28 protein-coding genes are annotated in these 25,913 nt (G+C 65.7%); 6 read left to right on the top strand and 22 right to left on the bottom strand.

What is annotated here, in order from left to right; all coding sequences use genetic code 11:
- Positions 1-142 precede the first annotated feature (142 nt).
- The 5 genes from GTK01_RS14400 to GTK01_RS14380 all read left to right on the top strand — a co-directional run bounded on the left by GTK01_RS14400 (position 143) and on the right by GTK01_RS14380 (position 4,013).
- On the top strand, positions 143-1,180 hold the full coding sequence (locus GTK01_RS14400) for an ABC transporter ATP-binding protein (RefSeq protein WP_252927000.1): 1,038 nt from the start codon (positions 143-145) through the stop codon (positions 1,178-1,180).
- Positions 1,177-2,031 (top strand): ABC transporter permease, encoded by an 855-nt coding sequence (locus GTK01_RS14395; protein ID WP_252926998.1) that lies wholly within the window; start codon positions 1,177-1,179, stop codon positions 2,029-2,031. Before GTK01_RS14400 ends, GTK01_RS14395 begins: the two co-directional genes overlap by 4 nt.
- The gene (locus GTK01_RS14390) at positions 2,028-2,828 is read left to right on the top strand and encodes an ABC transporter permease (RefSeq protein ID WP_252926996.1); all 801 of its coding nucleotides are present in this window, start codon (positions 2,028-2,030) and stop codon (positions 2,826-2,828) included. Before GTK01_RS14395 ends, GTK01_RS14390 begins: the two co-directional genes overlap by 4 nt.
- Positions 2,828-3,601 (top strand): carbon-nitrogen hydrolase family protein, encoded by a 774-nt coding sequence (locus GTK01_RS14385; RefSeq protein ID WP_252926993.1) that lies wholly within the window; start codon positions 2,828-2,830, stop codon positions 3,599-3,601. The genes GTK01_RS14390 and GTK01_RS14385 overlap by 1 nt, the downstream gene beginning before the upstream one ends.
- 67 nt (positions 3,602-3,668) lie before the next feature.
- A complete protein-coding gene (locus GTK01_RS14380; RefSeq protein ID WP_252926990.1) occupies positions 3,669-4,013 on the top strand; it encodes a RidA family protein in 345 nt (114 codons plus the stop codon).
- Between the two features lie 60 nt (positions 4,014-4,073).
- Here the strand turns inward: GTK01_RS14380 and GTK01_RS14375 are convergent, their stop codons facing one another.
- From GTK01_RS14375 to GTK01_RS14355, 5 genes are all read right to left on the bottom strand, one after another.
- Positions 4,074-5,000 carry a hypothetical protein gene (locus GTK01_RS14375; protein ID WP_252926987.1) on the bottom strand — a complete coding sequence of 309 codons (927 nt, stop codon included), beginning with the start codon at positions 4,998-5,000 and terminating at the stop codon, positions 4,074-4,076.
- Positions 4,997-6,322, bottom strand: a complete 1,326-nt coding sequence (locus GTK01_RS14370) for a TRAP transporter large permease (protein ID WP_252926983.1) — start codon at positions 6,320-6,322, stop codon at positions 4,997-4,999. Before GTK01_RS14370 ends, GTK01_RS14375 begins: the two co-directional genes overlap by 4 nt.
- Positions 6,323-6,326: 4 nt before the next feature.
- Positions 6,327-6,860 (bottom strand): TRAP transporter small permease, encoded by a 534-nt coding sequence (locus GTK01_RS14365; RefSeq protein ID WP_252926966.1) that lies wholly within the window; start codon positions 6,858-6,860, stop codon positions 6,327-6,329.
- A gap of 69 nt (positions 6,861-6,929) precedes the next feature.
- Entirely contained in the window at positions 6,930-7,904 is a 975-nt protein-coding gene (locus GTK01_RS14360) for a TRAP transporter substrate-binding protein (protein ID WP_252926963.1), read from the bottom strand.
- A 56-nt stretch (positions 7,905-7,960) separates the two neighbouring features.
- On the bottom strand, positions 7,961-9,217 hold the full coding sequence (locus GTK01_RS14355) for an FAD-binding oxidoreductase (RefSeq protein WP_252926960.1): 1,257 nt from the start codon (positions 9,215-9,217) through the stop codon (positions 7,961-7,963).
- Between the two features lie 94 nt (positions 9,218-9,311).
- Between GTK01_RS14355 and GTK01_RS14350 the strand changes: the two genes are divergently transcribed.
- Complete coding sequence (locus GTK01_RS14350; protein WP_252926957.1) at positions 9,312-10,022, top strand: aspartate/glutamate racemase family protein; 711 nt, start codon at positions 9,312-9,314, stop codon at positions 10,020-10,022.
- A 52-nt stretch (positions 10,023-10,074) separates the two neighbouring features.
- Here GTK01_RS14350 and ftsH read toward each other — a convergent pair whose 3' ends face one another.
- The 17 genes from ftsH to GTK01_RS14265 form a co-directional block, all read right to left on the bottom strand.
- A complete protein-coding gene (gene ftsH / locus GTK01_RS14345) occupies positions 10,075-12,006 on the bottom strand; it encodes an ATP-dependent zinc metalloprotease FtsH (RefSeq protein ID WP_252926955.1) in 1,932 nt (643 codons plus the stop codon).
- Between the two features lie 109 nt (positions 12,007-12,115).
- Positions 12,116-13,429 carry a tRNA lysidine(34) synthetase TilS gene (gene tilS, locus GTK01_RS14340; protein WP_252926952.1) on the bottom strand — a complete coding sequence of 438 codons (1,314 nt, stop codon included), beginning with the start codon at positions 13,427-13,429 and terminating at the stop codon, positions 12,116-12,118.
- The gene (gene ybgF / locus GTK01_RS14335; protein ID WP_252926949.1) at positions 13,429-14,340 is read right to left on the bottom strand and encodes a tol-pal system protein YbgF; all 912 of its coding nucleotides are present in this window, start codon (positions 14,338-14,340) and stop codon (positions 13,429-13,431) included. The genes tilS and ybgF overlap by 1 nt, the downstream gene beginning before the upstream one ends.
- 161 nt (positions 14,341-14,501) lie before the next feature.
- The gene (gene pal / locus GTK01_RS14330) at positions 14,502-15,023 is read right to left on the bottom strand and encodes a peptidoglycan-associated lipoprotein Pal (protein ID WP_252926946.1); all 522 of its coding nucleotides are present in this window, start codon (positions 15,021-15,023) and stop codon (positions 14,502-14,504) included.
- 207 nt (positions 15,024-15,230) lie between these two features.
- On the bottom strand, positions 15,231-16,547 hold the full coding sequence (gene tolB, locus GTK01_RS14325) for a Tol-Pal system beta propeller repeat protein TolB (RefSeq protein ID WP_252926928.1): 1,317 nt from the start codon (positions 16,545-16,547) through the stop codon (positions 15,231-15,233).
- Positions 16,548-16,586: 39 nt separating this feature from the next.
- Positions 16,587-17,648 (bottom strand): hypothetical protein, encoded by a 1,062-nt coding sequence (locus tag GTK01_RS14320; RefSeq protein WP_252926925.1) that lies wholly within the window; start codon positions 17,646-17,648, stop codon positions 16,587-16,589.
- An 8-nt stretch (positions 17,649-17,656) separates the two neighbouring features.
- Positions 17,657-18,100: a biopolymer transporter ExbD gene (locus tag GTK01_RS14315; RefSeq protein WP_252926922.1), complete on the bottom strand. Its 444-nt coding sequence runs from the start codon at positions 18,098-18,100 to the stop codon at positions 17,657-17,659.
- 21 nt (positions 18,101-18,121) lie between these two features.
- Complete coding sequence (gene tolQ / locus GTK01_RS14310) at positions 18,122-18,841, bottom strand: protein TolQ (protein ID WP_252926919.1); 720 nt, start codon at positions 18,839-18,841, stop codon at positions 18,122-18,124.
- Positions 18,842-19,066: 225 nt separating this feature from the next.
- Entirely contained in the window at positions 19,067-19,525 is a 459-nt protein-coding gene (ybgC, locus tag GTK01_RS14305; protein WP_305883891.1) for a tol-pal system-associated acyl-CoA thioesterase, read from the bottom strand.
- Complete coding sequence (ruvB, locus tag GTK01_RS14300) at positions 19,522-20,562, bottom strand: Holliday junction branch migration DNA helicase RuvB (protein ID WP_252926915.1); 1,041 nt, start codon at positions 20,560-20,562, stop codon at positions 19,522-19,524. Before ruvB ends, ybgC begins: the two co-directional genes overlap by 4 nt.
- On the bottom strand, positions 20,559-20,957 hold the full coding sequence (locus tag GTK01_RS14295; RefSeq protein ID WP_256483874.1) for a PIN domain-containing protein: 399 nt from the start codon (positions 20,955-20,957) through the stop codon (positions 20,559-20,561). Before GTK01_RS14295 ends, ruvB begins: the two co-directional genes overlap by 4 nt.
- Complete coding sequence (locus GTK01_RS14290; RefSeq protein WP_252926910.1) at positions 20,954-21,226, bottom strand: AbrB/MazE/SpoVT family DNA-binding domain-containing protein; 273 nt, start codon at positions 21,224-21,226, stop codon at positions 20,954-20,956. The genes GTK01_RS14295 and GTK01_RS14290 overlap by 4 nt, the downstream gene beginning before the upstream one ends.
- Before the next feature lie 56 nt (positions 21,227-21,282).
- Positions 21,283-21,900, bottom strand: a complete 618-nt coding sequence (gene ruvA / locus GTK01_RS14285) for a Holliday junction branch migration protein RuvA (RefSeq protein ID WP_252926908.1) — start codon at positions 21,898-21,900, stop codon at positions 21,283-21,285.
- Positions 21,901-21,911: 11 nt separating this feature from the next.
- Positions 21,912-22,433 (bottom strand): crossover junction endodeoxyribonuclease RuvC, encoded by a 522-nt coding sequence (gene ruvC / locus GTK01_RS14280; RefSeq protein WP_252926906.1) that lies wholly within the window; start codon positions 22,431-22,433, stop codon positions 21,912-21,914.
- 124 nt (positions 22,434-22,557) lie between these two features.
- On the bottom strand, positions 22,558-23,079 hold the full coding sequence (locus GTK01_RS14275) for a DUF1465 family protein (RefSeq protein ID WP_371924354.1): 522 nt from the start codon (positions 23,077-23,079) through the stop codon (positions 22,558-22,560).
- 371 nt (positions 23,080-23,450) lie between these two features.
- On the bottom strand, positions 23,451-25,088 hold the full coding sequence (locus GTK01_RS14270) for an acyl-CoA synthetase (protein WP_252926904.1): 1,638 nt from the start codon (positions 25,086-25,088) through the stop codon (positions 23,451-23,453).
- Positions 25,089-25,137: 49 nt separating this feature from the next.
- Positions 25,138-25,902, bottom strand: coding sequence for a sulfite exporter TauE/SafE family protein (locus tag GTK01_RS14265; RefSeq protein ID WP_252926902.1), 765 nt, complete (start codon positions 25,900-25,902; stop codon positions 25,138-25,140).
- Between the last annotated feature and the right edge of the window lie 11 nt (positions 25,903-25,913).

Below are 25,913 nucleotides of genomic sequence, written 5' to 3'. Positions count from 1 at the left end.
GGTTCTCGAAGACCACCGTTTTCGGCTCGTCCTGACCCCGAATCTCGACGCGCCCGGCGGCAGTTGCCCTGCTCGGTGCGTCGGGAACCACAATCTTCCGGGCGGCGTTGGCAGCCCGGACCATCGGAAAGACGGGACAGCGATGACGGGTCTCGCGCTCAAGGCGATCACCAAAAGGTTCGGCGACTTCAAAGCCGTCGACAATGTCAGCCTCGACGTGCCGCCAGGCACGTTCGTGTGCCTGCTCGGCCCATCGGGCTGCGGCAAGACCACATTGCTGCGCATGATCGCGGGGCTTGAGGAGCCGAGTTCGGGCGCCGTCGTGGTCGACGGGCAGGACATCACCGCGACGCCGACGCACAACCGCGACTTCGGCATGGTGTTCCAGTCGCTCGCACTGTTCCCGCATCTCAATGTCGGCGACAACATCGCCTATCCTCTGCGCATACGCGGCGCCTCGAAGGCCGAGCAGAGCGCGCGGGTGGACGAGCTCCTGAAGCTCATCCACCTGGCCGATTTTGCGAAGCGCCCGGTCGCCAAGCTCTCCGGCGGCCAGCGCCAGCGGGTGGCGATCGCCCGTGCGCTCGCCATCTCGCCGCGCCTCTTCCTGCTCGACGAGCCGCTCTCCGCGCTCGACGCCAAACTGCGCGAGGCGATGCAGGTGGAACTGCGCCAGCTCCAGCAACAGCTCGGCATCACCACCATCGTCGTCACCCACGACCAGCGCGAGGCGATGACCATGGCCGACCTCGTCGTCGTCATGGGCGAAGGCCGTATCCGCCAGGCCGCGCCGCCGGTGGAAATCTATCGCCGCCCGGCAGACAGCTTCGTCGCCGGGTTCATCGGCTCGACCAATCTTCTCGCCGTCGAAAGCGACAGCGCGGGTCGCGTCACCGCGCTCGGTACCGCGCTGCCGGATGTCGCGATGGCGGACGGAGCACGTGCCGGGACGCTCTCCGTGCGGCCCGAGGACGTCCAGATCACCGCGCCGGGCGAGGGTGCGCTGGACGGTACGGTCACCTTCGTGCGCGATCTTGGCGGCACGATCGAAACCTTCGTCGACGTTTCCGGTGCGACCATCGTCGCGGTGACCACACCGCGCGACCGCGCCGATCTCGTCGCCGGCCAGAAGGTCGGCGTGCGCATACCGGCGCAAAGCGCGGTGGTGCTGAAGTCATGAGACGCGAGGCGCCGAAGAGCGTTGCGGACTACGCCCCGCTGGTCTTTCCCGGCTTCATGCTGGTCGCCTTCTTCGTCGTGCCATTCGGCACGATGGTCGCCGTTTCGTTCTTCCAGCGCCAGCAGGGCGGGTTCTATACGCCGGCCTTCATCTTCGACAATTACGAGCGGTTCCTGTCCGCCTTCTTTGGCGGCGTGCTGGGCTTTTCGATCATGCTTGCGGTCATGGTGGCGCTGGTGTGCGTCGCGATCGGGTTCCCGTTCACCTGGCTGATCTCGAAGGCGAGCCGGCGCGTGCAGGTGGTCTGGCTGGTCGCGCTCTTGTCCGTCCTGTCGCTGTCGGAAGTCATCATCGGCTTTGCCTGGTCGACGCTTTTCTCACGCACCGCCGGCGTCACCAATCTGCTCGTCTGGGCGGGATTGATGGCCGAGCCGCGCGCGCTCTATCCCGGCTTCGGCGCGGTCCTGACCGCGATGGTCTACCAGGCGCTGCCCTATACGGTGCTGATCCTCTACCCTGCCATCGTACGGCTCGACCCGACGCTGACCGAAGCCGCACGCACGCTCGGCGCCTCGCCCGTCCGCGCGTTCTTCAACGTGGTCGTGCCGGGCCTGCGCAACACGATCGTGGCGACGCTGATCATGGTTTTCGTCTTCGCGCTCGGCGCGTATCTCCTGCCGCAGATTCTGGGCCGGCCCCAGCACTGGACGCTGTCAGTCCTGATCACCGACCAGGCGATCTACCAGTCGAACATGCCGTTCGCCGCCGCGATGGCCGTATTCCTCGTCCTGATGTCGCTGGCGCTGGTGGGCCTGACGCTCCTTGTCGGGCGCAAGGGAGATGCGGCATGAGCACGGCCCTGACGCGCCTCTACCTTGCTCTCATCGCGATCTTCCTTGCCGCGCCAATCGTCGTGGTCGCGGGCGTTTCGGTGAACGAGCGCCAGAACCTGACCTTTCCGCCGGAGGGCTTTTCGCTTTCCTGGTATGCGGCGATCTTCACCGACGACAGCTGGCGGCAGGCGCTGATGAACTCGCTGCTGCTTGCGACCCTCGCCGCGACGCTGGCGGTGCTGATCGCGCTGCCGCTCGCCTGGTTCCTGTGGCGGCGGATCGCGCCTTGGGCGAACGTGTTCCAGCTTCTGGGCGTCGCACCCTTCGTGCTGCCACCCGTCATCACCGCGCTCGGCTTCCTGACCTTCTGGACGACGGCGGGCGCCTACGGCCAGTGGTGGACGGCGATCATCTCGCACGGCATCTTCTTCGTCACGCTGCCGCTGGTGACGCTCACCCTCGGCTTCGCCTCCATCGACAGGTCGCTCGTGGAAGCGGCGTCGACCATGGGCGCGAGCGACCGCACGGTTCTGCGCACGGTGGTCCTGCCGCTGATACTGCCCTATCTGGTGTCGGGCTTCGCCTTCGTGTTCGTGCTGTCACTCAACGAATACATCGTCGCCTACATGACCGTGGGGTTCACCATGGAAACGCTGCCGATCAAGATCTTCAACGCGCTGCGCTACGGCTATACGCCCACCATGGCGTCGGTGTCGGTGTTCTTCGTCGCGCTTGCAGCGCTGATCTTCGGGCTGGTGGCGCGGTTCGACGACCTGCCGCGGCTCCTCGGCGCGCTCTCGTCGGACGAAAGCTGATGAAGATCGCCGCGTACCAGATGGAAAGCGTGCCGGGCGACGTCGGCGCCAACCTTGCGAAGATCGAGCGCGCGGCACGCGAGGCGGCGGCCAAGGGCGCGTCGATCCTGATCGCGCCGGAACTGGCGCTGACGGGCTATGGCGCCGGGCGCGCCGTGCGCGAAAAAGCCGAGACGTCCGAAGGCGCGCAAGTCGCGCGGCTGTCCGAGATCGCGGCGCAGACCGGCGTCGCCGTCCTCGCCGGCTTCTCCGAGCGCGACGGTGAGACGCTGCGCAACAGCGCGGTGTTCGTGGACGGCGAAGCGGTGCCGACGATCTACCGCAAGTGCAATCTCTACGGGCCCTATGAGCGCGGGCTGTTCGAACAGGCCAAGCCCGATGCCGTGACCTTCGAGCGCGGCGGGCTGAAGTTCGGCATCCTGATCTGCTACGATGTCGAGTTTCCCGAAAACGTGCGGCGGCTGGCAAGGGCGGGCGTCGACGTCGTGCTGGTGCCGACCGCGTTGCCGGCGAGCGACCACGACGCCTTCATCGCGCGCAAGATGGTGCCGGTGCGCGCCTTCGAGAACCAGGTCTTCCTTGCCTATGTGGATCATTGCGGGGCGGACGAGCGCTTCGCCTATGCCGGCCTGTCGGCGATCGTCGCACCGGACGGAACTCTGCTGGCGCAGGCCGGCGAGAGCGGCGAGGCGCTTCTCGTTGCACAGATCGACCCGAGCCGCTACCAAGCCTCGGCGGAAGCGAACAGCTATCTCGCAGACATGAACCCATGACCATATCGAAATTCCGAACGCAAAGCCGCTTCACACTCTTGCTGGAATTTCTCGGAAGGATACTCCCATGACCATCACCCGGCACGAAACCGGCCCGCGCATGAGCCAGGCCAACATCCACAACGGCGTCGTCTATCTCGCCGGACAGGTCGGCGACGGCGACACGGTGAAGGCGCAGACCGAATCGATCCTCAAGGAGGTCGACCGGCTGCTGGCGCTGTCAGGCTCGTCCAAGTCGCGCATCCTCTCGGCCCAGATCTGGCTCGACGACATGGCGAACTTCGCCGAGATGAACGAAGCATGGGACGCCTGGGTCGACAAGGCGAACACGCCCGCGCGCGCGACCGGCGAAGCGAAGCTCGCGGCGCCGAAGTACAAGGTCGAGATCATCGTGATCGCCGCCCAGGGCTGATTGCATTTCCGTCAGGGCGGCCTGCAAATGGCGGCCGCTCTGACGCGAACCGGGCGGGGCCTATAGGGCCGTTTCTCGCCTGTAAAACCGACCCAGCAGAATCGGCGTCAAATACATCGGGATCTGGTAGCAGCCGATGAAGAGCAACAGCGGGTCGGTCACCGCTGCCGGCAGGGCGGCGATGAAAAGCGCGATGTTGCGGTTGCCCGCGACGATGCCGAGCGGGGCGGCCAGATGGCGGCGGCCGCTTGCGCGCAGGGCCGTTGCGGCGGCGAGCTGAAGGCCGAAATTCGCCGCGAAGACGATGACGAGCGCGACCGCCAGTCCGGCCGGATCGTCGAAGATCGCCGGTCCCACCGCCGACATCAGCCCGACCACCACCACGCCCATGAGGATCGCCGACGCACCGTCGATGGCCGCGAGCGTTTCGGGTTCCGGATCGCGCAGGACGGTCGCGCGGATGGCGAAGCCGAGGCCGGTCGCGGCGAGGATCAGCGCCAGAAGTCGCGCGGCGGCGGCGAAGACGTCCGACAGATTGCCGAGATCGGGCGTCAGCCAGAAGACGGGAATGACGGTCAGGGGCAGGAGCGCGGTGCCGATCACGAGCTGGCGCAGCGCGGGTGCCGGATCGTTGCCGGTCATCAGCGTGATGTTGGGACTGCCGGAGATCGGCGAGGCTGCGAGCATGAGGATAATCGCCGTGGCGAAGACGCCGTTCCAGCCGAGTGCAAGGAACAACGCAATGGCGACCAGGGGGAAGACGACCTGATAGAGACCGGCGATGCCGACGGCGGCGCCGAAGTCGCGCGCGGCACCGAAGGCGGCGCGGGGTCCGATGCGAAGCGCGGCGACGAAGAGCATGGCCGCAACAAGCTCGGGTATCCAGGGCCGCATCGCGAAGGCCAGGGCGGGAAAGCCGATGCCGACCACGAGACCGGCAATCAGGATCGCGCGGCCTTGGCGGGCCGCCAGCCGCAGAAGCGTCACGCCGCCGGCGCCACGCCACGGACCGGGCGAACCTGTTCGGGCAACCATGTCGCCAGTTCAGGGAAGGCGACCAGCAGAAGGATCATGCCAAACATGATCAGGAACATCGGAAGGGCCGCCCGGGCGATATAGCTCATCGGGTGGCCGGTCATGCCCTGCAGCACGAAGAGGTTGAAGCCGATGGGCGGCGTGATCTGCGCCATCTCGACCACCACGACGACGAAGATGCCGAACCAGATCAGGTCGATGCCGGCCTGGCGCACCATTGGTTCGACGATGGCAATGGTCAGGACCACGATGGAGATGCCATCGAGGAAGCAGCCGAGGATGATGTAGAACACCATCAGCACCATGATGAGCTGGAACTGGGTCAGTTCCATCGAGGCGATGAAGGCGGCTAGCCCGCGCGGCAGGCCGGTGAAGCCCATGGCGAGCGTCAGGAAGGCGGCGCCGGCGAGGATCAGCGCGATCATCGCCGATGTCCGCGTCGCGCCCATCAGGCTTTCGACGAAGACGGACCAGGTGAGCGAGCGCTGGGCGGCGGCGAGCACCAGCGCGCCGACGACGCCAATGGCGGCAGCCTCCGTCGCAGTCGCAATGCCGGTATACATCGAGCCGATGACGAGCAGGATCAGGAGCAGGACCGGGACAAGGAAGCGCGAAAGCTTGACCTTTTCCATGAAGCTGATCTTCGGCTCGGGCGTCGGATTGTAGCTCTTCGAGAGCTGCGAGACTGCAACCACGTAGAGCATGAAGAGACCGGCGAGGACGAGGCCGGGAATGATGCCGGCGATGAACAGCGATGTGATCGATTCGTTGATCGAGACGCCGTAGACGATGAGCGTCAGCGATGGCGGGATCATCAGGCCGAGCGTGGCCGCGCCGGCCAGCGTGCCGATCACCATGCGCTCGGGATACTGCCGCCTGCGCAGTTCGGGGATCGTCATCTTGCCGACGGTCGTGAGCGTGGCGGCCGAGGAGCCCGAAACGGCGGCGAAAACCGCGCATCCGGCGATGTTGGTGTGCATCAGCCCGCCGGGAAGCCGCGCCATCCAGGGCGCAAGGCCCTTGAACATGTCTTCCGACAGGCGCGTGCGAAAGAGAATCTCGCCCATCCAGATGAACATCGGCAGGGCCGTCAGCGTCCAGGATGAGGCGGATCGCCAGACGACGGTCATCATCGCGTCGCCGGTCGGGCGCACCGTGAACATCTCCATGCCGACATAGGCGACGCCGAGCAGCGCAAGGCCGATCCAGACGCCGGAGCCGAGCAGGATGAAGAGGACGAAGAGAAAGAGGCCGATCGCGTAGAACTGTTCCATTGACCTATTCCGCCCGGCTCTGTTCGCCGAGGTCGGGGCGGATGTTGTCCCGGCCGGTCACGAGGAGGGTTGCGAGATTGTCGACAAAGCAGACGGCGAGGATGATCGCGCCCACGGCGACCGGGGTCTGCACGATCCAGAGCGGGGTGGCGTCCTGCGCCTGGCTGATGTCGCCAAGCTTCCAGGACCAGTAGACTGCCTTGCAGGCGTACCAGGCAAGGAAGATGCTCGCCGCCGAGGCGACCAGAAGGCACCAGAGCTCGGCCCAGAAGCGACGCTCGCCCAGAAGGTTCATCAAAAGTCCGACGCGGATGTGGGCGCCGCGGTTCAGCGTGTGGGCGAAGGCGAGGAAGGAGGCGGCCGCCATTAGATAGCCGGCATATTCGGCCGGGCCATGGATCGTGACGCCCATCCAGCGCGCGCCCACCTGCACCATGATCACGATCAGGATCGCGACGAGGCAAACAGCGGCAAGAAGGCCGGCACCGTCATAGATCGCATCGAGCGACCGGCGTATCACGCGCCCCGCGCCATTCATGTCCTGCTCCGCTAGCCGGAAAAGAAAATGAGGACCCGGCGCGCCGCCGGGCCCCCGTTCGATGCGCGCTTACTGGGCGCGGTAGTCCTCGACGATCGACGCTCCGACTTCGCCGGCGCTTTCGACCCACTCGTTCGTCATCGTCTCGCCGAAGGCGGCGAGCTCTGCGCGCAGCTCTTCGGACGGCTTGGCGACGGTCATGCCGTTCTCCTCAAGCGTCTTCAGATAGCCGGCGGTCAGTTCCTCGGCCTTGGCGTTGCCGGCGGTGCCCGCTTCGTCTGCGCAGGTGGTGACCGCCGTGCGGACCTCATCGCTGAGGGCCTCGAAGGCGTCCTTGTTGGCGAAGACGACGTTGCGCGGAAGCCAGGCCTGAACGTCGTAGAAATGGGTCAGGCTTTCCCATACCTTGGAATCGACGCCGGTCGAGCCCGACGAAACGAAGCTCTCGACCACGCCGGTCGCGAGCGCCTGGCTGAGTTCGGCGGCCTCGATCTGTACCGGCGCCATGCCGGCGAGGTCGGCAATGCGGGCGGTGGCGGCGTTGTAGGCGCGGAACTTAACGCCCTGGAGATCGGCGGCCGAGTTGATCTCCTTCTTGGCGTAGAGACCCTGCGGCGGCCATGCGACGGCATAGAGATAGACGAGGTTCTGCTCGTCGAGCACCTTGGCCATCTCCTCGGAGGCGGCGTCCCACAGCTTGTGAGATTCGTCGAAGGAGGTGGCGAGGAAGGGGATGGAATCAACGCCGAAGAGCGGGTTCTCGTTGGCATGGGCCGAAATCAGGCGTTCGCCGATCGGTGCCTGGCCGGTCTGGATGGCGCGCTTGATGTCGTTGCCGGCGAACAGAGCGCCGTTCGGGTGGGTGACGATCTCCAGTTCGCCGCCGGTGGCGTCGGTCACGCACTGCGCGAACATGGCTGCGTTCTCGGAGTGGAAATTCGTCGCCGGATAGGCGAGCGGCATATCCCACTTTTCGGCGAATGCGGCGCCTGACGCCATCGACACGATGGCGGTGGATGCCAGCACGGATGCGATCTTCTTCATGTTCAACCCTCTCCTGATGCCTTCGAGGCCGTTCTTCTGACGAGAAACTTCAAGCTTCAATCAAAGCGCGCGGGGGCGTAGGGCGCAAGGTCAATATTCGGCTTGCTGCCAGAAATAAGCTGCGCCAGCAAACGGCCGGTCTTCGGCCCGCCGGTCAGGCCGACATGGTGATGGCCAAAGCCCAGCCAGGCGCCGGCGATCTTCGGCGCAGGCCCGATAAGCGGAATCGAGTCCGACGGGGCTGGGCGATGGCCCATCCATTCCTTCGTCTCCTTCCAGGTCAGGTCAGGGATCGCGGCCCGAATGTTGCGCATCAAGAGATCGAAGGGCGCGCGCGAGGGCGGCGCGTCGAGCCCGCCGAACTCGACGATGCCGGCAAGGCGAAGCCGGTTCTCCATCGGCGTGACGACGAACTTCGCCGCCGCGATCATCGCCGGCGAACGGGGCATGGCGCTCGGCTCCCACAGCTCCAAATGATAGCCGCGCTCGCTTTCGAGCGGCACGTTGACACCGAGCTTTGCGGCAAGCGCCTTCGACCAGACGCCGGTCGTCAGTACGACGCCGGAACAGGGGATCGTATCGCCGCCGGCCCGCAGGCCGGTGACGCGCCCGTTCTCGATGACGAAATCGTCCACATGCGCCCTGACGATGCGCGCGCCGTTTGCCTCGGCATGGGCGGCAAGGTCCTTCACGTAGCGGCCGGGGTCGGCGATGCGGCCATGGTCTTTCAGGCGCACCCAGAATCCGTTCGCCGGCGCGAAGACCGGGTCGTAGGCCCGAAGATCGGGGCCTTCGAGTTCGTCCCATTCGAAACCGTGGCTGCGCCGAATGGACCAGCCGAAGGCGTCGGCGGCAAAGGCCGCACGGTCGCGGTAAAGAAACACGTAGTCGGACGGGACCAGCCATCTGGCTGCGTCGGTGCCAGCCGACAGCGCCTGGTGGTCGGCAAGGCTGTCGCCGATGATTGGGTGCAGGGCGGTGGCGATGCGGCGCGCCTCGTCGGCGGTTGCGTGGGCGAGATAGCGGCGCAGCCAGGGCGCTAGGCGCGGCAGATAGGACCATTTGAGGAAGAGCGGCTGCTCTCGGCTGAAGAGCATCCCCGGCGCCTTCTTCAAGAGGCCGGGAACCGTGACCGGGACGATTGCCGCCGAGGCCAGAACGCCGCCATTGCCATAGCTCGTGCCTTCGCCGGGGCCGGCCCGGTCGACGAGGATGACGTCATGGCCGGCGCGCTGCAGCCAGATGGCCGTCGACACGCCGACGATGCCCGCGCCGACGATTGCGATCGGCTTTGCATTCGAAGATTTTTCCATGCGCGAATAGCGACCGAAGCCCTTCTTCCGGTCAAGCCGTCTGGTGACATTTCCACCGGCGTGGCATGAGCAGGGCGCGAGACGGAGGCACGACATGCAGGCGACGGGCGGCAAGGCGATCTACGGAGCTGCGGTTGGCATCCTGATGCTGGAGGCACGGTTTCCGCGCATCGTCGGCGACATGGGCAATGCGCTCTCCTGGCCGTTCCCGGTCCACTACAAGATCGTGCGGGGGGCCTCTCCGGATCGGGTTGTGCGCCGAAACGCCGAAGGACTGCTGGACGATTTCATCGCCGCTGCGCGCGAACTCGTCGCCGACGGCGTCGACGGGATCACCACCAATTGCGGGTTTCTCTCGCTATTCCAGGAACAACTCGCTGAAGCGGTCGGCGTGCCTGTCGCGACCTCGTCGCTGATGCAGGTGGCGCAGGTGAACCGGCTCCTGCCGAAGGGCAGGCGCGCAGGCATCCTGACGATCTCGAGTTCCACTTTGACGCCGCTTCATCTGGAAAGGGCGGGCGTACCGGCGGGAACGCCGGTCGGCTCGACCGAGGGTGGCCGCGAATTCACCCGCGCGATCCTCGGCAACGAGATGACGCTCGACGTGGCGGCCGCGCGGGCCGACAATGTGGCGGCGGCGAAGGAACTTCAGGCGGACAATGCCGACCTTGGCGCAATCGTGCTCGAATGCACCAACATGGTGCCCTATGCGGCTGATATCCGCGCGGCGACCGGGCTGCCGGTGTTCTCCATCGCCAGCTTCGTGACGTGGTTTCAGTCCGGACTGGCACCGCGGGTCTACTGAACGCAAAAGGCCGGGCATCGAGCCCGGCCTTTCGATTTCATGATCCCGAGGATCACCCTTGCGGCTGCGGTTCCAGACCGCCTGGCTCGCCGCCCTTCTTGTCTTCCTTGCGGCCGCCGGCCTTCGGCACGGTCGAGCCGCGCGTGGGCGGCGTGTCGTCGCCCATGTCGCGGGCGGGCTTCTCGCCCTTGATCAACTGACGGATCTCGTCGCCCGACAGCGTCTCGTATTCGAGCAGGCCTTCGGCTATAGCCAGCCATTCGTCGCGGTGGTCGGTCAGGATGCGGCGGGCCTCGGTATAGGCTTCGTCGATCAGGCGGCGCACTTCACCATCGATGATCTGCGAGGTTTCCTCGGAGATGTTCTGCTGACGCGCGACGGAGTGACCGAGGAAGACCTCTTCCTGGTTCTCGCCATAGGCGACCTGGCCGAGCTTGTCGGAAAAGCCCCAGCGCGTGACCATGGCACGGGCGAGCTTGGTCGCCTGGTCGATGTCGGACGACGCGCCGGAGGTGATGTTCTCCTTGCCGAACTTGATCTCCTCGGCAACGCGGCCGCCCATCATGATGATGAGGCGCGAGACCATGTATTTGTAGCTCATGGAATAGCGGTCGCCCTCGGGCAACTGCATGACCATGCCGAGCGCGCGGCCTCGCGGAATGATCGTCGCCTTGTGGAGCGGATCGGACGAGGGAACATGCAGCGCGGTGATGGCGTGGCCGGCCTCGTGATAGGCGGTCAACTCCTTCTCGGCCTGCGTCATGGCATTGGAGCGGCGCTCCGCACCCATCATGATCTTGTCCTTGGCGTCCTCGAATTCCTGCATGGTGACCAGGCGCTTGTTGCGACGCGCGGCCATCAGGGCGGATTCGTTGACGAGGTTGGCGAGATCAGCGCCCGAAAAACCGGGCGTGCCGCGTGCGAGGACCTTCAAGTCGACGTTCGGCGCCAGGGGCACGTTGCGGACATGGACCTTGAGGATCTTCTCGCGGCCGCCGACATCCGGGTTCGGCACGACGACCTGACGGTCGAAGCGGCCCGGGCGCAAAAGCGCGGGGTCGAGAACGTCGGGACGGTTGGTCGCGGCGATGAGGATGATGCCCTCATTGGCCTCGAAGCCGTCCATCTCGACGAGAAGCTGGTTCAGCGTCTGCTCGCGCTCGTCATTGCCGCCGCCGAGGCCGGCGCCGCGATGACGGCCGACGGCGTCGATCTCGTCGATGAAGATGATGCAAGGGGCGTTCTTCTTGGCCTGCTCGAACATGTCGCGCACGCGGGACGCGCCGACGCCGACGAACATCTCGACGAAGTCGGAGCCGGAAATGGTGAAGAAGGGCACGTTGGCCTCACCGGCGACAGCGCGGGCGGTGAGCGTCTTGCCGGTGCCGGGAGGGCCTACGAGAAGCACGCCGCGCGGGATCTTGCCGCCGAGACGCTGGAACTTCTGCGGATCGCGCAGGAACTCGACGATTTCCTCAAGGTCCTGCTTGGCCTCGTCCACGCCGGCGACGTCGGCGAAGGTGACGCGGCCATGCGCCTCGGTCAAAAGCTTGGCCTTGGACTTGCCGAAACCCATGGCGCGGCCCGAGCCCGACTGCATCTGACGCATGAAAAAGATCCAGACGCCGAGGATGAGGATCATCGGCAGCCAGGAAAGCAGATAGCCGAAGATCGAGTTCGAGCCGTCGGCCTCGGGGCGGGCGTTGATGGTCACGCCGCGCTCTTCGAGGCGCTGGACGAGATTGGCATCGTTCGGCGCGTAGGTCTGGAAGCCCTGCGATGAATCGCCGTAAGTGCCGGTGATGCGGTTGCCGGTGATGGTCACCGACTGGACGCGCCCGCTCTCCACTTCCTGGACGAATTCCGAATACGGCACTTCGCGCGCGGTGCCGCGCTGCTGGGGCGCCTGGAAAAGATTGAAAAGCGCGATCAGGAGGACGGCTATGACCGCCCAGAGCGCGAGGTTGCGATAATTCGGATTCATCGTCCATCCCGTTCATGCCCGCTGGTCGCGGGCAAAGTGCCAAGCTGAGAGCTTCGCGCCTAACATAGGAAGCTGGCGAACCCTTGCCAAGCGCCGCTCTTCGGCGAGGTTAAGGTCCGCGGAAAATGTGGTCGCGCCAAGGCGATGACGGGAGGCCGGCAAGGCTAAAGAGACGTCGCAGGGCGGCGGCAGGCGCGAGGTCGAAGGACGGCAGGAAAAGCCTCCAGGGCGCAAGGACCGGGCAAAGCTGCGCGGGGGCGGTCTGCCGCTGGAACGAGCCGGCCCGCCAGATGCCCGGCTCGGCCCGCAAGGCAGCCATAACAAGGGCTTGGCTGGCGCCGGGGGGGACGCAGGTGGCAAGATGGGCGGCGGCGTTGCCGACCGGCGCAATCAGTTCCGCGTTCCCGGTCGGCGCGGCGGCGCGAAAGCGGCCGTCCCAGATCGCGTCCTCTGGAAGGGCCGCCGGCGCGGGAAGGCCGCGGCTTTCGCGGTGGAGCCAGACCGAGCCGTGACGCTTGTCGACCACCGCACGCGACAATGTGGCGCGCGCTTTTTCCCGGTCGAGCATGGCGAGCAGGGCCTGCGCGCGCGCTTCATCTGGAAGGTGTTCCGTCCCGCCGCAGACGGCGAGCAGGAGGCGAAGCGCGGTAAGGCAGCCATCGCTGGCGAGCATGGCCGGGTCGAGCCGCAGCAGGCCCGGCGCGGGACGGGTGATAGAGGACGAGATAAGGTCGGCTGCGCTGGCGCTGTCGGCAAGCCGCGAGGCAGGGTCCGCCGGTGCTTCCGGGCGAGACTCGCGGATGCGGACACGCTCGTAGGCGCGGTCGCGATTGCTCGGGTCGTCGATCCAGCCGAGGCCGGCATCGCGCAAACAATCGCGCAGAACTGCGCGTGAGGTGCCCAGAAGCGGGCGCACGAACCAAGTGCGGTCGCGATAGAGCATGGCGGGTGCCATGCCCGCATCGCCGCGGCGCAGGCCGTCGCCGGAACCGCGAGCGTGGCGCATCGCGACCGTTTCGGCCTGGTCGTCGGCGGTATGGCCAAGAAGGACGATGTCGGCGCCGGCCTGCCGCGCGGCTTCATCCAGCAGGCGATAGCGGGCGAGGCGGGCGGCGGCCTGAATGCCGGTCGCCGGCTTTTCGCCCTGCCAGCGCAGCGTGACGTGCCCGATGCCCAGGTCTGCGCCGAGCTGCGCGACCGCTCTGGCTTCGTTCGCGGAGGCGGGACGAAGGCCATGGTCGACGGTCGCGGCGACGATGCCAAGCGCGGGCGCGCGACGGTTCGCGAAGGATTTGAAGAGGTGGAGGAGGGCGGTGGAATCGCTGCCGCCGGAGATCGCGACGAGAACCTTTTGACGGCCCGTCAGGTCGAGTGGCGCAAAGAGCGCATCGGGGTCGAGCGGCATCAAGGCCGGCCCGGTCATCAGCAGGAGGTGAGCTGCTGTTCCTGCTTGACGCGTTCTTTCAGCGCCTCGGACATCTGCGGGTAGCGCTGGCCGACTTCGTTGAACGTGGCGCAGGCGACTTCGCGCTGGTTGAGCGCTGCGAGCGAGACGCCGAGCTTGAAGAGCATTTCGGGCGCGCGGCGCGACTGCGGGTAGTCGCGGCTGGCGGCTAGGAAGGTTTCGGCCGCGTCACGGTACTTTTCCTGGCCGAGCAGGGACTCTCCGAGCCAGAACTGGGCGTCGGGGATCTGTTCGTGCTCGGGATAGCGCGCGATCATGTCGCGAAAGCCGCTCTCGGCGGTTGCGTAGTCGCCGGACAGGATGAATTCGTAGGAATTGCGGTAGAGCTGGCCCGCATCGCCCGCGGAAGGAAGCGCCGCGACCGTGGTGCCGTCTGCCTGAGTGCCCGCGACGCCGGGTTGGGGGGCGACCGGCTGCGCGACGCCCGCGCCGACCGGATTGCCCTGCGCGTCGAAGGTGATCGAGCCCAGTTCGCGCGGCGGCGCAGCCAGCGTCTCGCTAGAGCCGCCGGCGACGGGCGGCTGGATCGTCCCGTGGGATTCGGCGTCGGCAGTGTCGGTGGTCGCGGGCGGTGTCAGGGCGTTGTTGCCCTGGTCGTTGCTCGACGCGCCCGTCGCGCCCGAACCGCCGCCGGAGGACGAGCCGCCGCCTTCCAGTTGCTGGAAGCGGAACTCGTTGTCCTCCTGCATTCGCCGGAGCTGGTCCTGCATCTGGAGGACCTGGAAATTCAGTTCCTCGACCAGGCCGTTCAACTGGCGAAGCTGGTCTTCCATGGCCAGAACGCGCTGGTCCGCCGTCTGGGCCATTGCCGGTGCGGCGAACAGGAGCGGCAGGGCAATCGCACCGCTCAAAAGGGTTGCAAACTTCATCATGCCTCTCGCTTGACGATGACGGGTCGCGACCTTGCGCCGCGCCCCAAACTCGCTTCTACCAGCGCCCCGGAGTTCGGCCAAATTTTGTTTTCGCCCGAAATAACAAAGGCGGCCACGAGGACCGCCTTCGAAGTTCGTTCGACTGTTGCCGAAATGGATCAGCTACCGGCGCCGTCGAGTACGGTGACCGCACGGCGGTTCTGCGACCAGCAGGAGATGTTGTCGCAAACGGCGACCGGACGTTCCTTGCCGTAGGAGATGGTGCGGATGCGGTTGGCGGCGACGCCCTGGCTGGCGAGATAATCGCGGGTGGCGGCAGCGCGACGGGCCGAGAGCGCGAGGTTGTATTCGCGGGTGCCGCGTTCGTCGGCATGGCCTTCGACGGTGATGCCGTAATTGCCGTACTGGTTCAACCACTGCGCCTGACGGGCGAGCGTCTGCTGGGCATCGGCGCGAATGACGGTCGAGTCCGTGTCGAAGAAGATGCGGTCGCCGACATTGACGGTGAAGTCCTGGCTGGAACCGGGGGTGGCCGCGATGCCCGAACCGGCACCGCCGGCGCCAAGGCCGAGGTCGGCCGCGTTGTTCGGGGTCTGCTTGCTGGCGCAACCTGCGAGCGCAAGGCCGGCAACGAATGCGACGATCAGGGGGCTACGGGTGATGGCTGCGATACGGCGCATGGCCGCCTCTCCTTCGCACTAGATGGGTTTCGTTGAATGTCCAGTAACCACAATGAGGTTAACGGAGCCTCAACAGGCAGGGTGACGACTTCGTTTCGAGGGTCGAGCGGCGGGCGGCTCGCAATGATTCGCCCGCGCCTTCGTCCGTGGCCGACGCTACGGCGAATCTGGGCCAAAAAGCGGCGCGTCCGTGTCTTTGAAGCCGCACTACTGCAGAAGCGGTGACCATGCGGGATCCGAACCGAAATTCGGCGTCGATATGCGCTGCTCGTTGCGGCCGGTCAGGTCGATCGAGTGCAGGGTCGGGCCGTTCGAGCCGGAAGCCTCCCGGAAGAACATGATGACGCGGCCGTTCGGCGCCCAGGTCGGGCCTTCCTGCAGGTGCCCCGTGGACAGGATACGCTCGCCCGAACCATCGGTGCGCATCACGCCGATCTGGAACTGGCCGGCACTCTGCTTCGTAAAGGCGATCAGATCGCCGCGCGGCGACCAGACGGGGGTCGAATAGGTGCCGTCGCCAAACGAGATGCGGGTCGGATTCGAGCCATCCGCACCCATTACGTAAATGTGCGGGCGCCCGCCGCGGTCGGAGGTGAAGGCAATCTTGGTCCCGTCCGGCGAATAGGTGGGCGAGGTGTCGATGGCGTTGGAATTGGTCAGGCGCGTCGTCGTGCGCGAGCGCAGATCCATCATGTAGATGTTGGAATTGCCGTCTTCGCGCAAAAGGCTCATCACGATGCGCTGGCCGTCGGGCGAAAAGCGCGGCGCGAAGGTCATGCCGGGGAAGTTGCCGACGAGTTCGCGCTGGCCGGTCTCGATCTGCAGGAGATAGACCTGAGGCGTGCCTCCCTCATAGGACATGTAGGTGATTTCCTGGCGCGTCGGCGAGAAGCGGGGCGTCAGGACGATGGAGCTGCCGTCGGTCAAGGTGCGCTGGTTGGCGCCATCCTGATCCATGATGGCGAGGCGCTTGACGCGCTGGTTCTTCGGCCCCGATTCGTCGACATAGACGATGCGCGTGTCGAAATAGCCGCTCTCGCCGGTCAGGTTCTGGTAGATCGAGTCCGAGATGATGTGGGCGATGCGGCGCCAGTTCTGGCGGTTGGCGAAATACTGCTCGCCGACGACCTGCTGCCCGGAGAACGTGTCCCAAAGACGGTATTCGGCGCGCAGCCGACCATCTGCCTCCTGCGTGACACGGCCGGTGACGAGGGCCTGCGCGTTGATGACGGTCCAGTCGTTGAAGCGCGGCGCAACGTCTGGATTGGAGATGCGCTCGATGAAGGCGCTCTTGGAGATCGGGGCGAAGAGGCCCGATCGGCGCAGATTGGCCTCGATGACCCCGGTGATTTCGGCACCGACATTGTCGCTCGACAGGAAGTCGGTGACGGCGATCGGCATCGGCTCGACCACGCCCTGCGTCACGTCGATCTGGAGCTGCGCGCGCGCGGGCAGGCTGGCGGCGAGCGCGCCGGCCAGCGCGAGAGCGCATATCGCCATGCAGGTCTTCAGGTATGTCATCATCGGTTTCGCCTCATTGTCCGGTCTTCGTGCCGGGTGGGGTCAGAACATCTGGCTCGGGTCGAAGTTGAACTGAACATCGGCCCAGGCATCGTATTTGTCGGCGGGGGCGTTGTAGGGCGCACAGCGCATCACTGCGCGCCGCGCCGCGTCGGCCGCCGCACGCTCGGCCATGGTCGAGCCGCCGCCCGACACGACTTCCGGATTTCCGTCGAGCGCACCCGACGGATCGAGCTTCAGGCGGATGGAAACGACCATATTCTCTGCGTCGGCCGCGCCGACCGGCGGGTTCCAGCAGCGCGACACCTGGCTGCGCAGCGAATCGATCTCGGATTGCGACAGGACGGCGCCCGTCGTCTGTCGGCCGCCGAGCGACGCCTGTTCGCTCGATCGCTCGGCGCCGCCGCCCTGCGCCTGGTCGCGGTTGAGGAGCGCAGCGATCTCGTCCTCGTTGAACTGGCTTTCCTCACTCGATTGCTGCGCCTGCTGGGGCTGCTGCGCGGGGCGTTCGGGCTCGCGCTGCGGCTCGGGGCGGGTGGCCTGCTGCTGCTGCTGCGGCTGAGGGCGGACCTGCGGGCGCGGGGCGCTCGTCGGCAACTGGACGAGTTCGCGCGGCTGTTCCTCGGCGATGGCCGGTTCCTCGGCGGGTTCCGGTGTCGCTTCCTCGACGGGAGCGGGTTCAGGCTCGGCTTCGGCTTCCTGTGGCGGAGGCGGCGGCGTCGGTTCGGGCTCGGGCGCCGGGGTCGGCTCCTGAACGGGTTCGGGTGCGGGCGGCTCCTCGGCCGGCGGCGGAGCAGATGCGGCATCGACCGGACGGTTGCCCGGCACGGTCGCGGAATTGGGGAGATCGACCTGGTTGTTGCCGATGTTCTGCGCGTTGTCGACCGGCGCTTCCTCGGTGGTCGCCTCGGGCGCCGGCGTCTCGGAGACGGGCGCGGTACGCTCGCCCTGAACGCTCTGCGAGATCTCGGCGAGGGGCACCATCTCCACCGGGAACGATTCGAAGTTGGAGCTTTCGAGCGGGCGCGGCGAGGACAGGCTGATGAGCCCGGCCCCGATGAGCACGACATGCATGGCCACAGATGTTGTGAGGCCGGCCTTCATCGCGTTGCTCAGCTATCCTCGGGGAGGGTGACGAGGCCAACGTTCCGGTAGCCGGCACCATTGATGCGGCCGAGAACGCGCATGACCATGGCGTAGTTCGCCGCGCCGTCCGCGCGCACATAGATGCGCTCGTCATAGCCGGTGGTGGCGACGGCCTCGAGGGTTGGCACGATGTCGTCGATCGCGATCTCGGTTTCCTGCAGGTAGACCTGGCCGTCGGCGTTGACCGACACGGTGATCGGGGTCGTTTCCGAATTCAGGGCGCCGGCGCGCGATTCGGGCAGGTCGATCGGCACGCCGACCGTCAACAGCGGGGCCGCGACCATGAAGATGATCAGGAGCACCAGCATCACGTCGACGAAGGGCGTGACGTTGATCTCGGAGACGAGCGCATGGCGCTTGCCCCTGCGCCTGGAGCGTCCGCCGCTCTTTTGTCCGACTGCCATGCCCATGTTGAAACTCCCCTGCCGCGGTCAGGCCGCTGCCGCGCGCGGCACGACCTTTTCATCGATCTGGCGCGAAAGAATGGCGGAGAATTCGTCCGAGAACCCTTCCATGCGCGCGGCGAGCTTGCCGGCATCGGCCGACAGCTTGTTGTAGGCGATGACGGCGGGAATGGCGGCGAGAAGGCCAAGGGCCGTTGCGAGAAGGGCCTCGGCGATGCCCGGCGCGACGACGGCGAGGTTGGTCGACTGCGAGCCGGCGATGGCCTGGAACGAGGTCATGATGCCGACGACGGTGCCGAAGAGGCCAATGAAGGGCGCGGCCGAGCCGATGGAGGCGAGATAGCCGAGACGGCCTTCCAGCCCCTCCATCTCGCGGGTGATGGCAAGGTCCATCGCCTTGTCGATGCGGGTCTGGAGGCCGATCGGAGACTTGGCGCCCTTCTCGAAGCTCTTCTTCCACTCGCGCATGGCGGAGACGAAGACCGCGCCCATGCCGGTCGTCTTGCGGTCGGCGAGTGTGCGATAGAGTTCTTCCAGCGACTGACCGGACCAGAACACTTGCTCGAAGCGGTTCAGCGATGCGTCCATGCGCTTGTAGGCGATGATCTTGTCGACGATGATCGCCCACGTCCAGATCGAGGCCGCTATCAGGCCCAGCATCACCAGCTTGACGACCCAGCCGGCCTGCCAGAACAGCGCCCAGATCGAATGATCGCCGCCCGGTGCGGCCAAAGTCACGGTTTCCATGGTCCCAACGTCCTCATCACGAGTCCGGACGGCTCTTTGCCGCCCTTCCTCCAGGTGCGCCTGTCAGTTGTCATCGATTGCGTGCCGGCCTCGACCCCACGGCACCATAATCGGCCTTGTTCAAGCCAAATTTGGTGAAAGGAAGGCGCATGCCGTTATCGACGATTTTCATCGCCCTGTTCATGCGCCGTTAGGGTTAAGGAAGCGTTTAGGCGAACGCGCGGCTCAAGCCGGATCGGCCACTTGCGGCATGAATGCGGTCAGCCATTCCTTGGGAAAACGGCGCGGCTTTCCGGCTTCCGAAATGATCGCTGCCTCGACGCGCGCGGTGACGAGCATGTCGTCGCCGCGCTTCAATTCCTGCGCCATGTAGATGCGCGCGCCGGAAATCCTTTCCGTTCGCGTGTCGATGGTCAGGATGTCGTCGATCCGTGCGGAGGCACGGAAGTCGATCTCCATGCGCTTGACGACCCAGACGAGCTTTTCGCCATGCTTGCCATCGGCAAGCTCGGTGTGGTGGACGCCGGCAAGACGCAGGAAGTCCGACCGGCCGCGTTCGAAGAATTCGAGGTAGCGGGCGTGGTAGACGACGCCGGAGAAGTCCGTATCGGCGTAGTAGACGCGGGCATGCATGCGGTGGCCGAAGGGCGTGAGTTCTCCGGCGAGGGCGGTCGGGTCGATCATTGATCGTCCTCGAAAAGGCTCGTCTGCCGCACAGCCAAGTCACGTGGGGCCTCCAGCCCGAGATGGCGCCAGGCATTGGCGGTGAGCATCCGGCCGCGGGGCGTGCGCTGGATGAAGCCGTGCTGGATCAGATAGGGCTCGATGATATCCTCGATGGCGTCGCGCGGTTCGGACAGGCCCGCCGCGATGGTCTCGATCCCGACAGGACCACCGCCGAAATTCGTCGCGATCATCGACAGATAGCGCCGGTCGAGATTGTCGAGCCCAAGAGCGTCGACTTCCAATCGGGTGAGCGCGGCGTCGGCGACCTTTCGGTCGACGATCTCGGCGCCGGCGACGGAGGCGAAATCGCGCACGCGGCGCAGCAGCCGGCCGGCGATGCGGGGGGTGCCGCGCGCACGCCGGGCGATCTCAACCGCGCCTTCCTCGCTCATGGGAAGCGACAGGATGCGCGCACCGCGGCTGACGATCTTCTCAAGTTCCTCGACCGTGTAGAAATCGAGCCGGACAGGGATTCCGAAGCGGTCTCGGAGCGGGTTGGTGAGGAGGCCGAGCCGCGTTGTCGCGGCGACCAGCGTGAAACGTGCGAGATCGATCTTGACCGAGCGGGCGGCGGGACCCTCGCCGATGATCAGGTCGAGCTGGAAGTCCTCCATCGCCGGATAGAGGATTTCCTCGACGGCCGGGTTGAGGCGGTGGATCTCGTCGATGAAGAGGACGTCGCGGTCCTCCAAATTGGTCAGGAGCGCCGCAAGGTCTCCGGCCTTGGCGATCACCGGGCCCGAGGTGGAGCGGAAATTGACGCCCAGTTCGCGCGCCATGATCTGCGCCAGCGTCGTCTTGCCGAGGCCGGGCGGGCCGACGAACAGGACATGGTCCAAAGCCTCGCCGCGCGTCTTCGCCGCCTCGATGAAGATCTTGAGATTGGCGCGTGCAGCGGCCTGCCCGAAGAAATCGTCGAGCGTTTGCGGACGCAAGGTGGTGTCCACGTCCTCGCCGCGCTTTTCCGGTGTGATGAGGCGGGGGGCGGTGTTCACGAAAGCAGTTCCATGGATCGGACCGAGTGGGCGGCTGCCTTGTCGAATGTCAAAGTGGCGCTGGCCCCAAGTTCCTGGTTTCTTAGCGCGACGACTGCGTCGGCGAAATCCGCGATGCCGGTTTCAAACGTTGTGAGAGCTTTTCCAACGGTGTCAAATGCCTCGAATTCGAGATGCTCGATCTCCAGGAGGCTGCGAATCGCGCCAGCCAGCGCGGGCCGGGGCAGCTTATAACGCGCGCGCAGGACCCAGAAGAATTCCATCATGACGGGAATGCTTACAAATGCAGGCGTTTCGCGATCGAGACCCGACAGTAGGCGCTGCGCGACGGCCGATTGGACCGGGTCGTCGTCCAGCATCGCACGTAGGAGGATATTGGTGTCGAGACCCCTCAAGAGTCCTGCTCGCCATGCAGAGAGGAGACGTGGTCGCTAATTCCTTCGCCGACCGCTCGTTTGTAATCCTCGATCGTCGTATTTGGAATTGCATAAGCGGCGAGCAAGCCGAAAAGGCTCTCGGCGGGTCGGTTGCGAGGAACGACGAGAAACCCATGCTCGACTTCAATGAAGGCGATGCGATCGCCGGCATGTAATCCAAGCCGCTCGCGAACCTCCACTGGAATGGTTGCCTGCCCCTTGCTGGTTATCTTTGCTTCGAAACCCATGTCGACCTCGTTTCCTTACCTTTATCAAAATGTAAGGAAAAATGCGAGTGTGATACTCACCGCGCCAGTTCTTTCAATCCAAGCCGGATCAGCTTCGACGAATCTGCATCCTCGCCGGCCGCCTTGAGGGCGGCCGAGACGGCGTTGGCGGCAATGTCGCGGGAGTAGCCGAGATTGACGAGCGCGGAGACGGCATCGGCTATGGGAGCGGGGGCGACGCCTTCGCCAAGTTCCTGCTTGAGGCCGATCGTGCCGGTGGCCTCGCCTGCATAGGCGGGCGCCTTGGTGCGCAATTCGGTGACGATGCGCTCGGCGACCTTCTTGCCGACGCCGGGCGCGCGGGCGACCATGGTAACGTCGCGCAGGGCAATGGCGTTGGCGAGTTCGGACGGGGTCAGCGTGGAGAGGACGGCGAGCGCGACCTTGGCGCCGACGCCCTGGACGTTGTTCTGCAACAGGCGGAACCACTCGCGCTCGAGCTGCGATTTGAAGCCGTAGAGCCGGATCATGTCCTCGCGGACATAGGTTTCGATGAATAGCGTGGCCGCTTCGCCGACCTTGATGCCAGCCAGCGTGCGCGTGGAGCAGTAGGCGACATAGCCGACGCCGTGGATGTCGACGATGCAATGGTCCTCGGCGATCTCGTCCACGGTGCCTTTGAGCTTTCCGATCATCGGCGCAGGTCCTAACCGGCCATCGCGGCGGCCATTGCCAGGCGGCCGGTCACGCTCTGGCGGTGGTGGGCGTGGCAGATGGCGATGGCGATCGCGTCGGCCGCATCGTCCGTGTCGAAGGTCGCGCGCGGCATCAGCACCTTCACCATCATGTGGATCTGCTTCTTGTCGCCGTGACCGACGCCGATGACGGACTTCTTGACCGCGTTGGGCGCGTATTCGGCGACGCGCAGGCCGCTGCGTGCAGGGACGAGCATGGCGATGCCACGGGCCTGGCCAAGCTTCAGCGTCGCGGTCGCATCCTTGTTGACGAAGGTCTGCTCGACAGCCGCCTCGACCGGCATGTGCTCGTGGAGAATGGCTTCCAGCCCGTCATGCAACTGGCAAAGCCGCGAGGCGAGGTCCATCTCGGAGTCCGAGCGGATGGTGCCGGAGCCGACAAAGCGCAGCGAATTGCCGATGGCGTCGATGATGCCCCAGCCGGTGCGGCGCAGGCCCGGGTCGATGCCGATGATGCGAATCGTCTCTGCCATGAAGTCCCCGTCTTTCACATCCGCTATGACATGAAAGCGTGAACAAAGCAGCAACGAAAATTCGGAGAATCCGGTTTAGCGCATTTGCACGACGCCGGACGCAAGCGCGCCGGCTGCGAAATGCTCAGCGCCCGAAGGCGGTCTTCAACAGCGTGATCTGGTCAGAGACGGGATTGAGGGCACGACGCTCGAAGCTGTCGTCGGCCCCATAGACCTCGCCATCCATGCGACGAACGAGCGACTGGAGGCGCAGCGAGCGGTCGACGAGATCGCGGAAGGCGGCCGGCAGTTCCCCCCAGGAATTGTCGGTATCGAAAGCCGACGCGGTGTCGAGGCGGACCTTGGACTTCTCGGCGGCGACCTGGTCGCGCGTCATTTCGCCGGAATTGGCAGCGCGCTGGAGGAGGAGCCACGAGGCGATCTGCATCAGGCGCGTGGTGAGGCGCATCGATTCGGCTGCATAGAGCGTGGCGGCAATGCGCGTCAGCGACTTCGCCTCGAGCCGGCCCTGGCCGTCGAGATACTCGGCAGCTTCCTCGACGAGATGCATGCCTTCGCCGTAGAGCTTCTTGAACGAGCCGGAAAAGACGCGGTGTTCCGCCAGATTGATCGTCGCGGCCTGGCCGCTTCCGGCTTCCATTCTCATCAAAATGCCCCGATGTTCTTGATTTTCCGCGCCTGCGTGCCGACAACGGCGAGGCGGAGCCTGAGGTTCCACGAATTGCCGCCGGTCACAAGGACGATCATGCGCCTTGTCCACGACAGGGGCAACCGGATGTTTAACAAAGGGTTAACGCGCTTCGTGCCGCTCGTGCCGCCCCTTGCCAGGCGGGCAAAAAAAAGAGCCACGGGAAGCGCGGCTCTCAGGAGTTTAACAGGGAGGCGTCAAACGGAGTGGTCCGACCACTCGGTAAGAATCCAGAAGACTGGATGGGGACAGTAAACACCCGTAAAGCTTAACGATCGGTAAAATTCTCAGAAAATCCGTCGAAAACTGTCCCGTTTTGACCGATTCCGTCAAAGCTGGCGTGCCATCTCCCGCAGGCGGAACTTCTGGATCTTGCCGGTCGAGGTCTTGGGCACCTCGCCGAAGATCACCGTGCGCGGGCATTTGTAGCGCGCGATCAGCGTGCGGCAGTGCTCGATGATCTCGTCCTCGCTCGCCGTGCGACCGGGCTTCAGTTCGACATAGGCAACGGGTGTCTCGCCCCATTTTTCATCGGTGCGGCCGACGACGCCGCAGGAGGCGACTGCGGGGTGCTTGTAGAGTGCGTCCTCGACCTCGATCGACGAGATGTTCTCGCCGCCGGAAATGATGATGTCCTTGGAGCGGTCCTTCAGCTGGATGTAGCCATCGGGATGCATGACGCCGAGGTCGCCCGAATGGAACCAGCCGCCGGCGAAAGCTTCGTCGGTCGCCTTCGGGTTCTTGAGGTAGCCCTTCATGACGATGTTGCCGCGGAACATGACCTCGCCCAGCGTCTCGCCGTCGGCGGGCGTGTCGCGCATCGTCTCGGGGTCCATGACGGTCAGGCCCTCGAGCGCGGCATAGCGCACGCCCTGCCGGGCCTTCTTGGTGGTGCGCGCGCCCTTGTCGAGTTCGTCCCACGCGCCCTTCCACTCGTTGACGGTCGCGGGGCCGTAGGTCTCGGTCAGCCCGTAGAGATGAACGACGGCAAAGCCCGCATCGGCCATGCCGGAGAGTACGGCCTCGGGCGGCGGGGCGGCGGCGGTGTTGAAGGTCACGGTCTGCGGGAAGTCGCGCTTGTCCTTGTCCTCGGCGTTGATCAGCGTCGCCATGACGATCGGCGCGCCGCACAGATGCGTGACGCCATGGTCGGCGATCGCGTCGTACATGGGCTTGGCGCGCACCCAGCGCAGGCACACATGCGTGCCGATCTGGACGGCCAGCGTCCACGGGAAGCACCAGCCGTTTGCGTGGAACATCGGCAGCGTCCACAGATAGACGCAGTGCTTGCCCATGCCGGCATGGATCGTGTTCGCATAGCACATCAGGGCCGCGCCACGATGGCTGTAGACGACGCCCTTGGGATTCCCGGTGGTGCCGGACGTGTAGTTGAGCGAGATCGCGTCCCACTCGTCGTCGGGCATCGACCAGGCGAAGTCCGGGTCGCCGCCGGCGAGCAACGCCTCGTAGTCCTCGGTGCCGATGCGCTCGCCCTTGGGGTGAGGCGCTTCGTCGGAATAGTCAGGGTCGTCGTAGTCAATGACGAGCGGCTTCACCGAGGCCAGCGCCAGCGCGTCTGCGACGACCTTCGAATGCTCGCGGTCGACGATGAGCACCTTCGTCTCCGCATGGTCGAGCTGGAAGGCGATGGCGGCCGCATCGAGCCGCGTATTGAGCGAGTGGAGCACCGCCTTGACCATCGGCACGCCGTAATGCGCCTCGAGCATCGGCGGCGTGTTGGACAGCATCACCGTCACCGTATCGCCCTTGCCGATGCCGCGGTCGGCGAGCGCCGAGGCGAGGCGAAGCGCGCGCTCCCAGAACGCCTTGTAGGTCGTGCGGGTCCTGCCGTGGACGATCGCGACGTGATCGGGGAAGACCTTCGCCGCGCGCTCCAGGAAGGTGAGCGGCGTCAGGGGCTGGTGGTTGGCTGGGGTCTTGCCGAGATGCTGCTCGTAGACGTTCATGCTGGTCGTGTCCTCCCGAAATCGGACGCCGAGAAAAGCGCCCCGGCTCCTATCCGTCAAGCAGCGCGGAGAGCCCGTCCCAGATGAGCTTGAGCGCGACGATGAAGACCATGGCGTACATGAAGGGGTAGAAGACCTCCGCGCGCATGCGCCGGACGATCCACGCCCCGGCGATGGTGGCGAGCGGGGCGATGGGCATCAGCACGGCGGAGGCCGTCAGGTTCGCCGCGTCGAACTGGCCGAGCGCGAAATAGGGCACCAGCTTCACCGCGTTGACGATGGCAAAGAAGATGACGCTGGTGCCGACATAGATGCGCGGCTCCTGCCCGAGCGCCAGGGCGTAGACCTGGAAGGGCGGCCCGCCGGCATGGGCGACGAATGAGGTGAAGCCGCTGACCGCGCCCCAGAAGGTGCCGCGCGCGACGGAGTGCCCGGTGCGGTGCTCCGTGCCTGCCATGCGGGTGGCGAACCAGCGCAGGAAAAAGGCGAGCGCGACGACGCCGACGATGAGACGCACCATGGCCTCGGTGACGATGGCGGCGGTCAGCCAGCCGATGGCGATGCCGAGAAGCGCGCCGGGCAGCATGATGCGTAAGGTCGCCCCGTCGCGATTGCCGCGCCAAAGCCAAAGCGAGACGATATCCATCAGGATCAGGATCGGCAGCAGAATCGCGGCGGCCTGGACGGGCGGTACGACCAGCGCCATCAGCGGCACGCCGATGAGCGCAGCGGCGCCGCCGAGCCCGCCTTTCGACAGGCCGACGAGCAGGACGGAGGGGATGGCGGCGGCGTAGAACCAGGGATCGGTCAGCAAGGCGCGGGGTC

Source organism: Aliihoeflea sp. 40Bstr573, from assembly GCF_024105655.1.
Classification (GTDB): domain Bacteria; phylum Pseudomonadota; class Alphaproteobacteria; order Rhizobiales; family Rhizobiaceae; genus Aliihoeflea.
The sequence above is the reverse complement of the archived record's forward strand: the minus strand, read 5'-3'. Positions and strand labels throughout refer to the sequence as shown.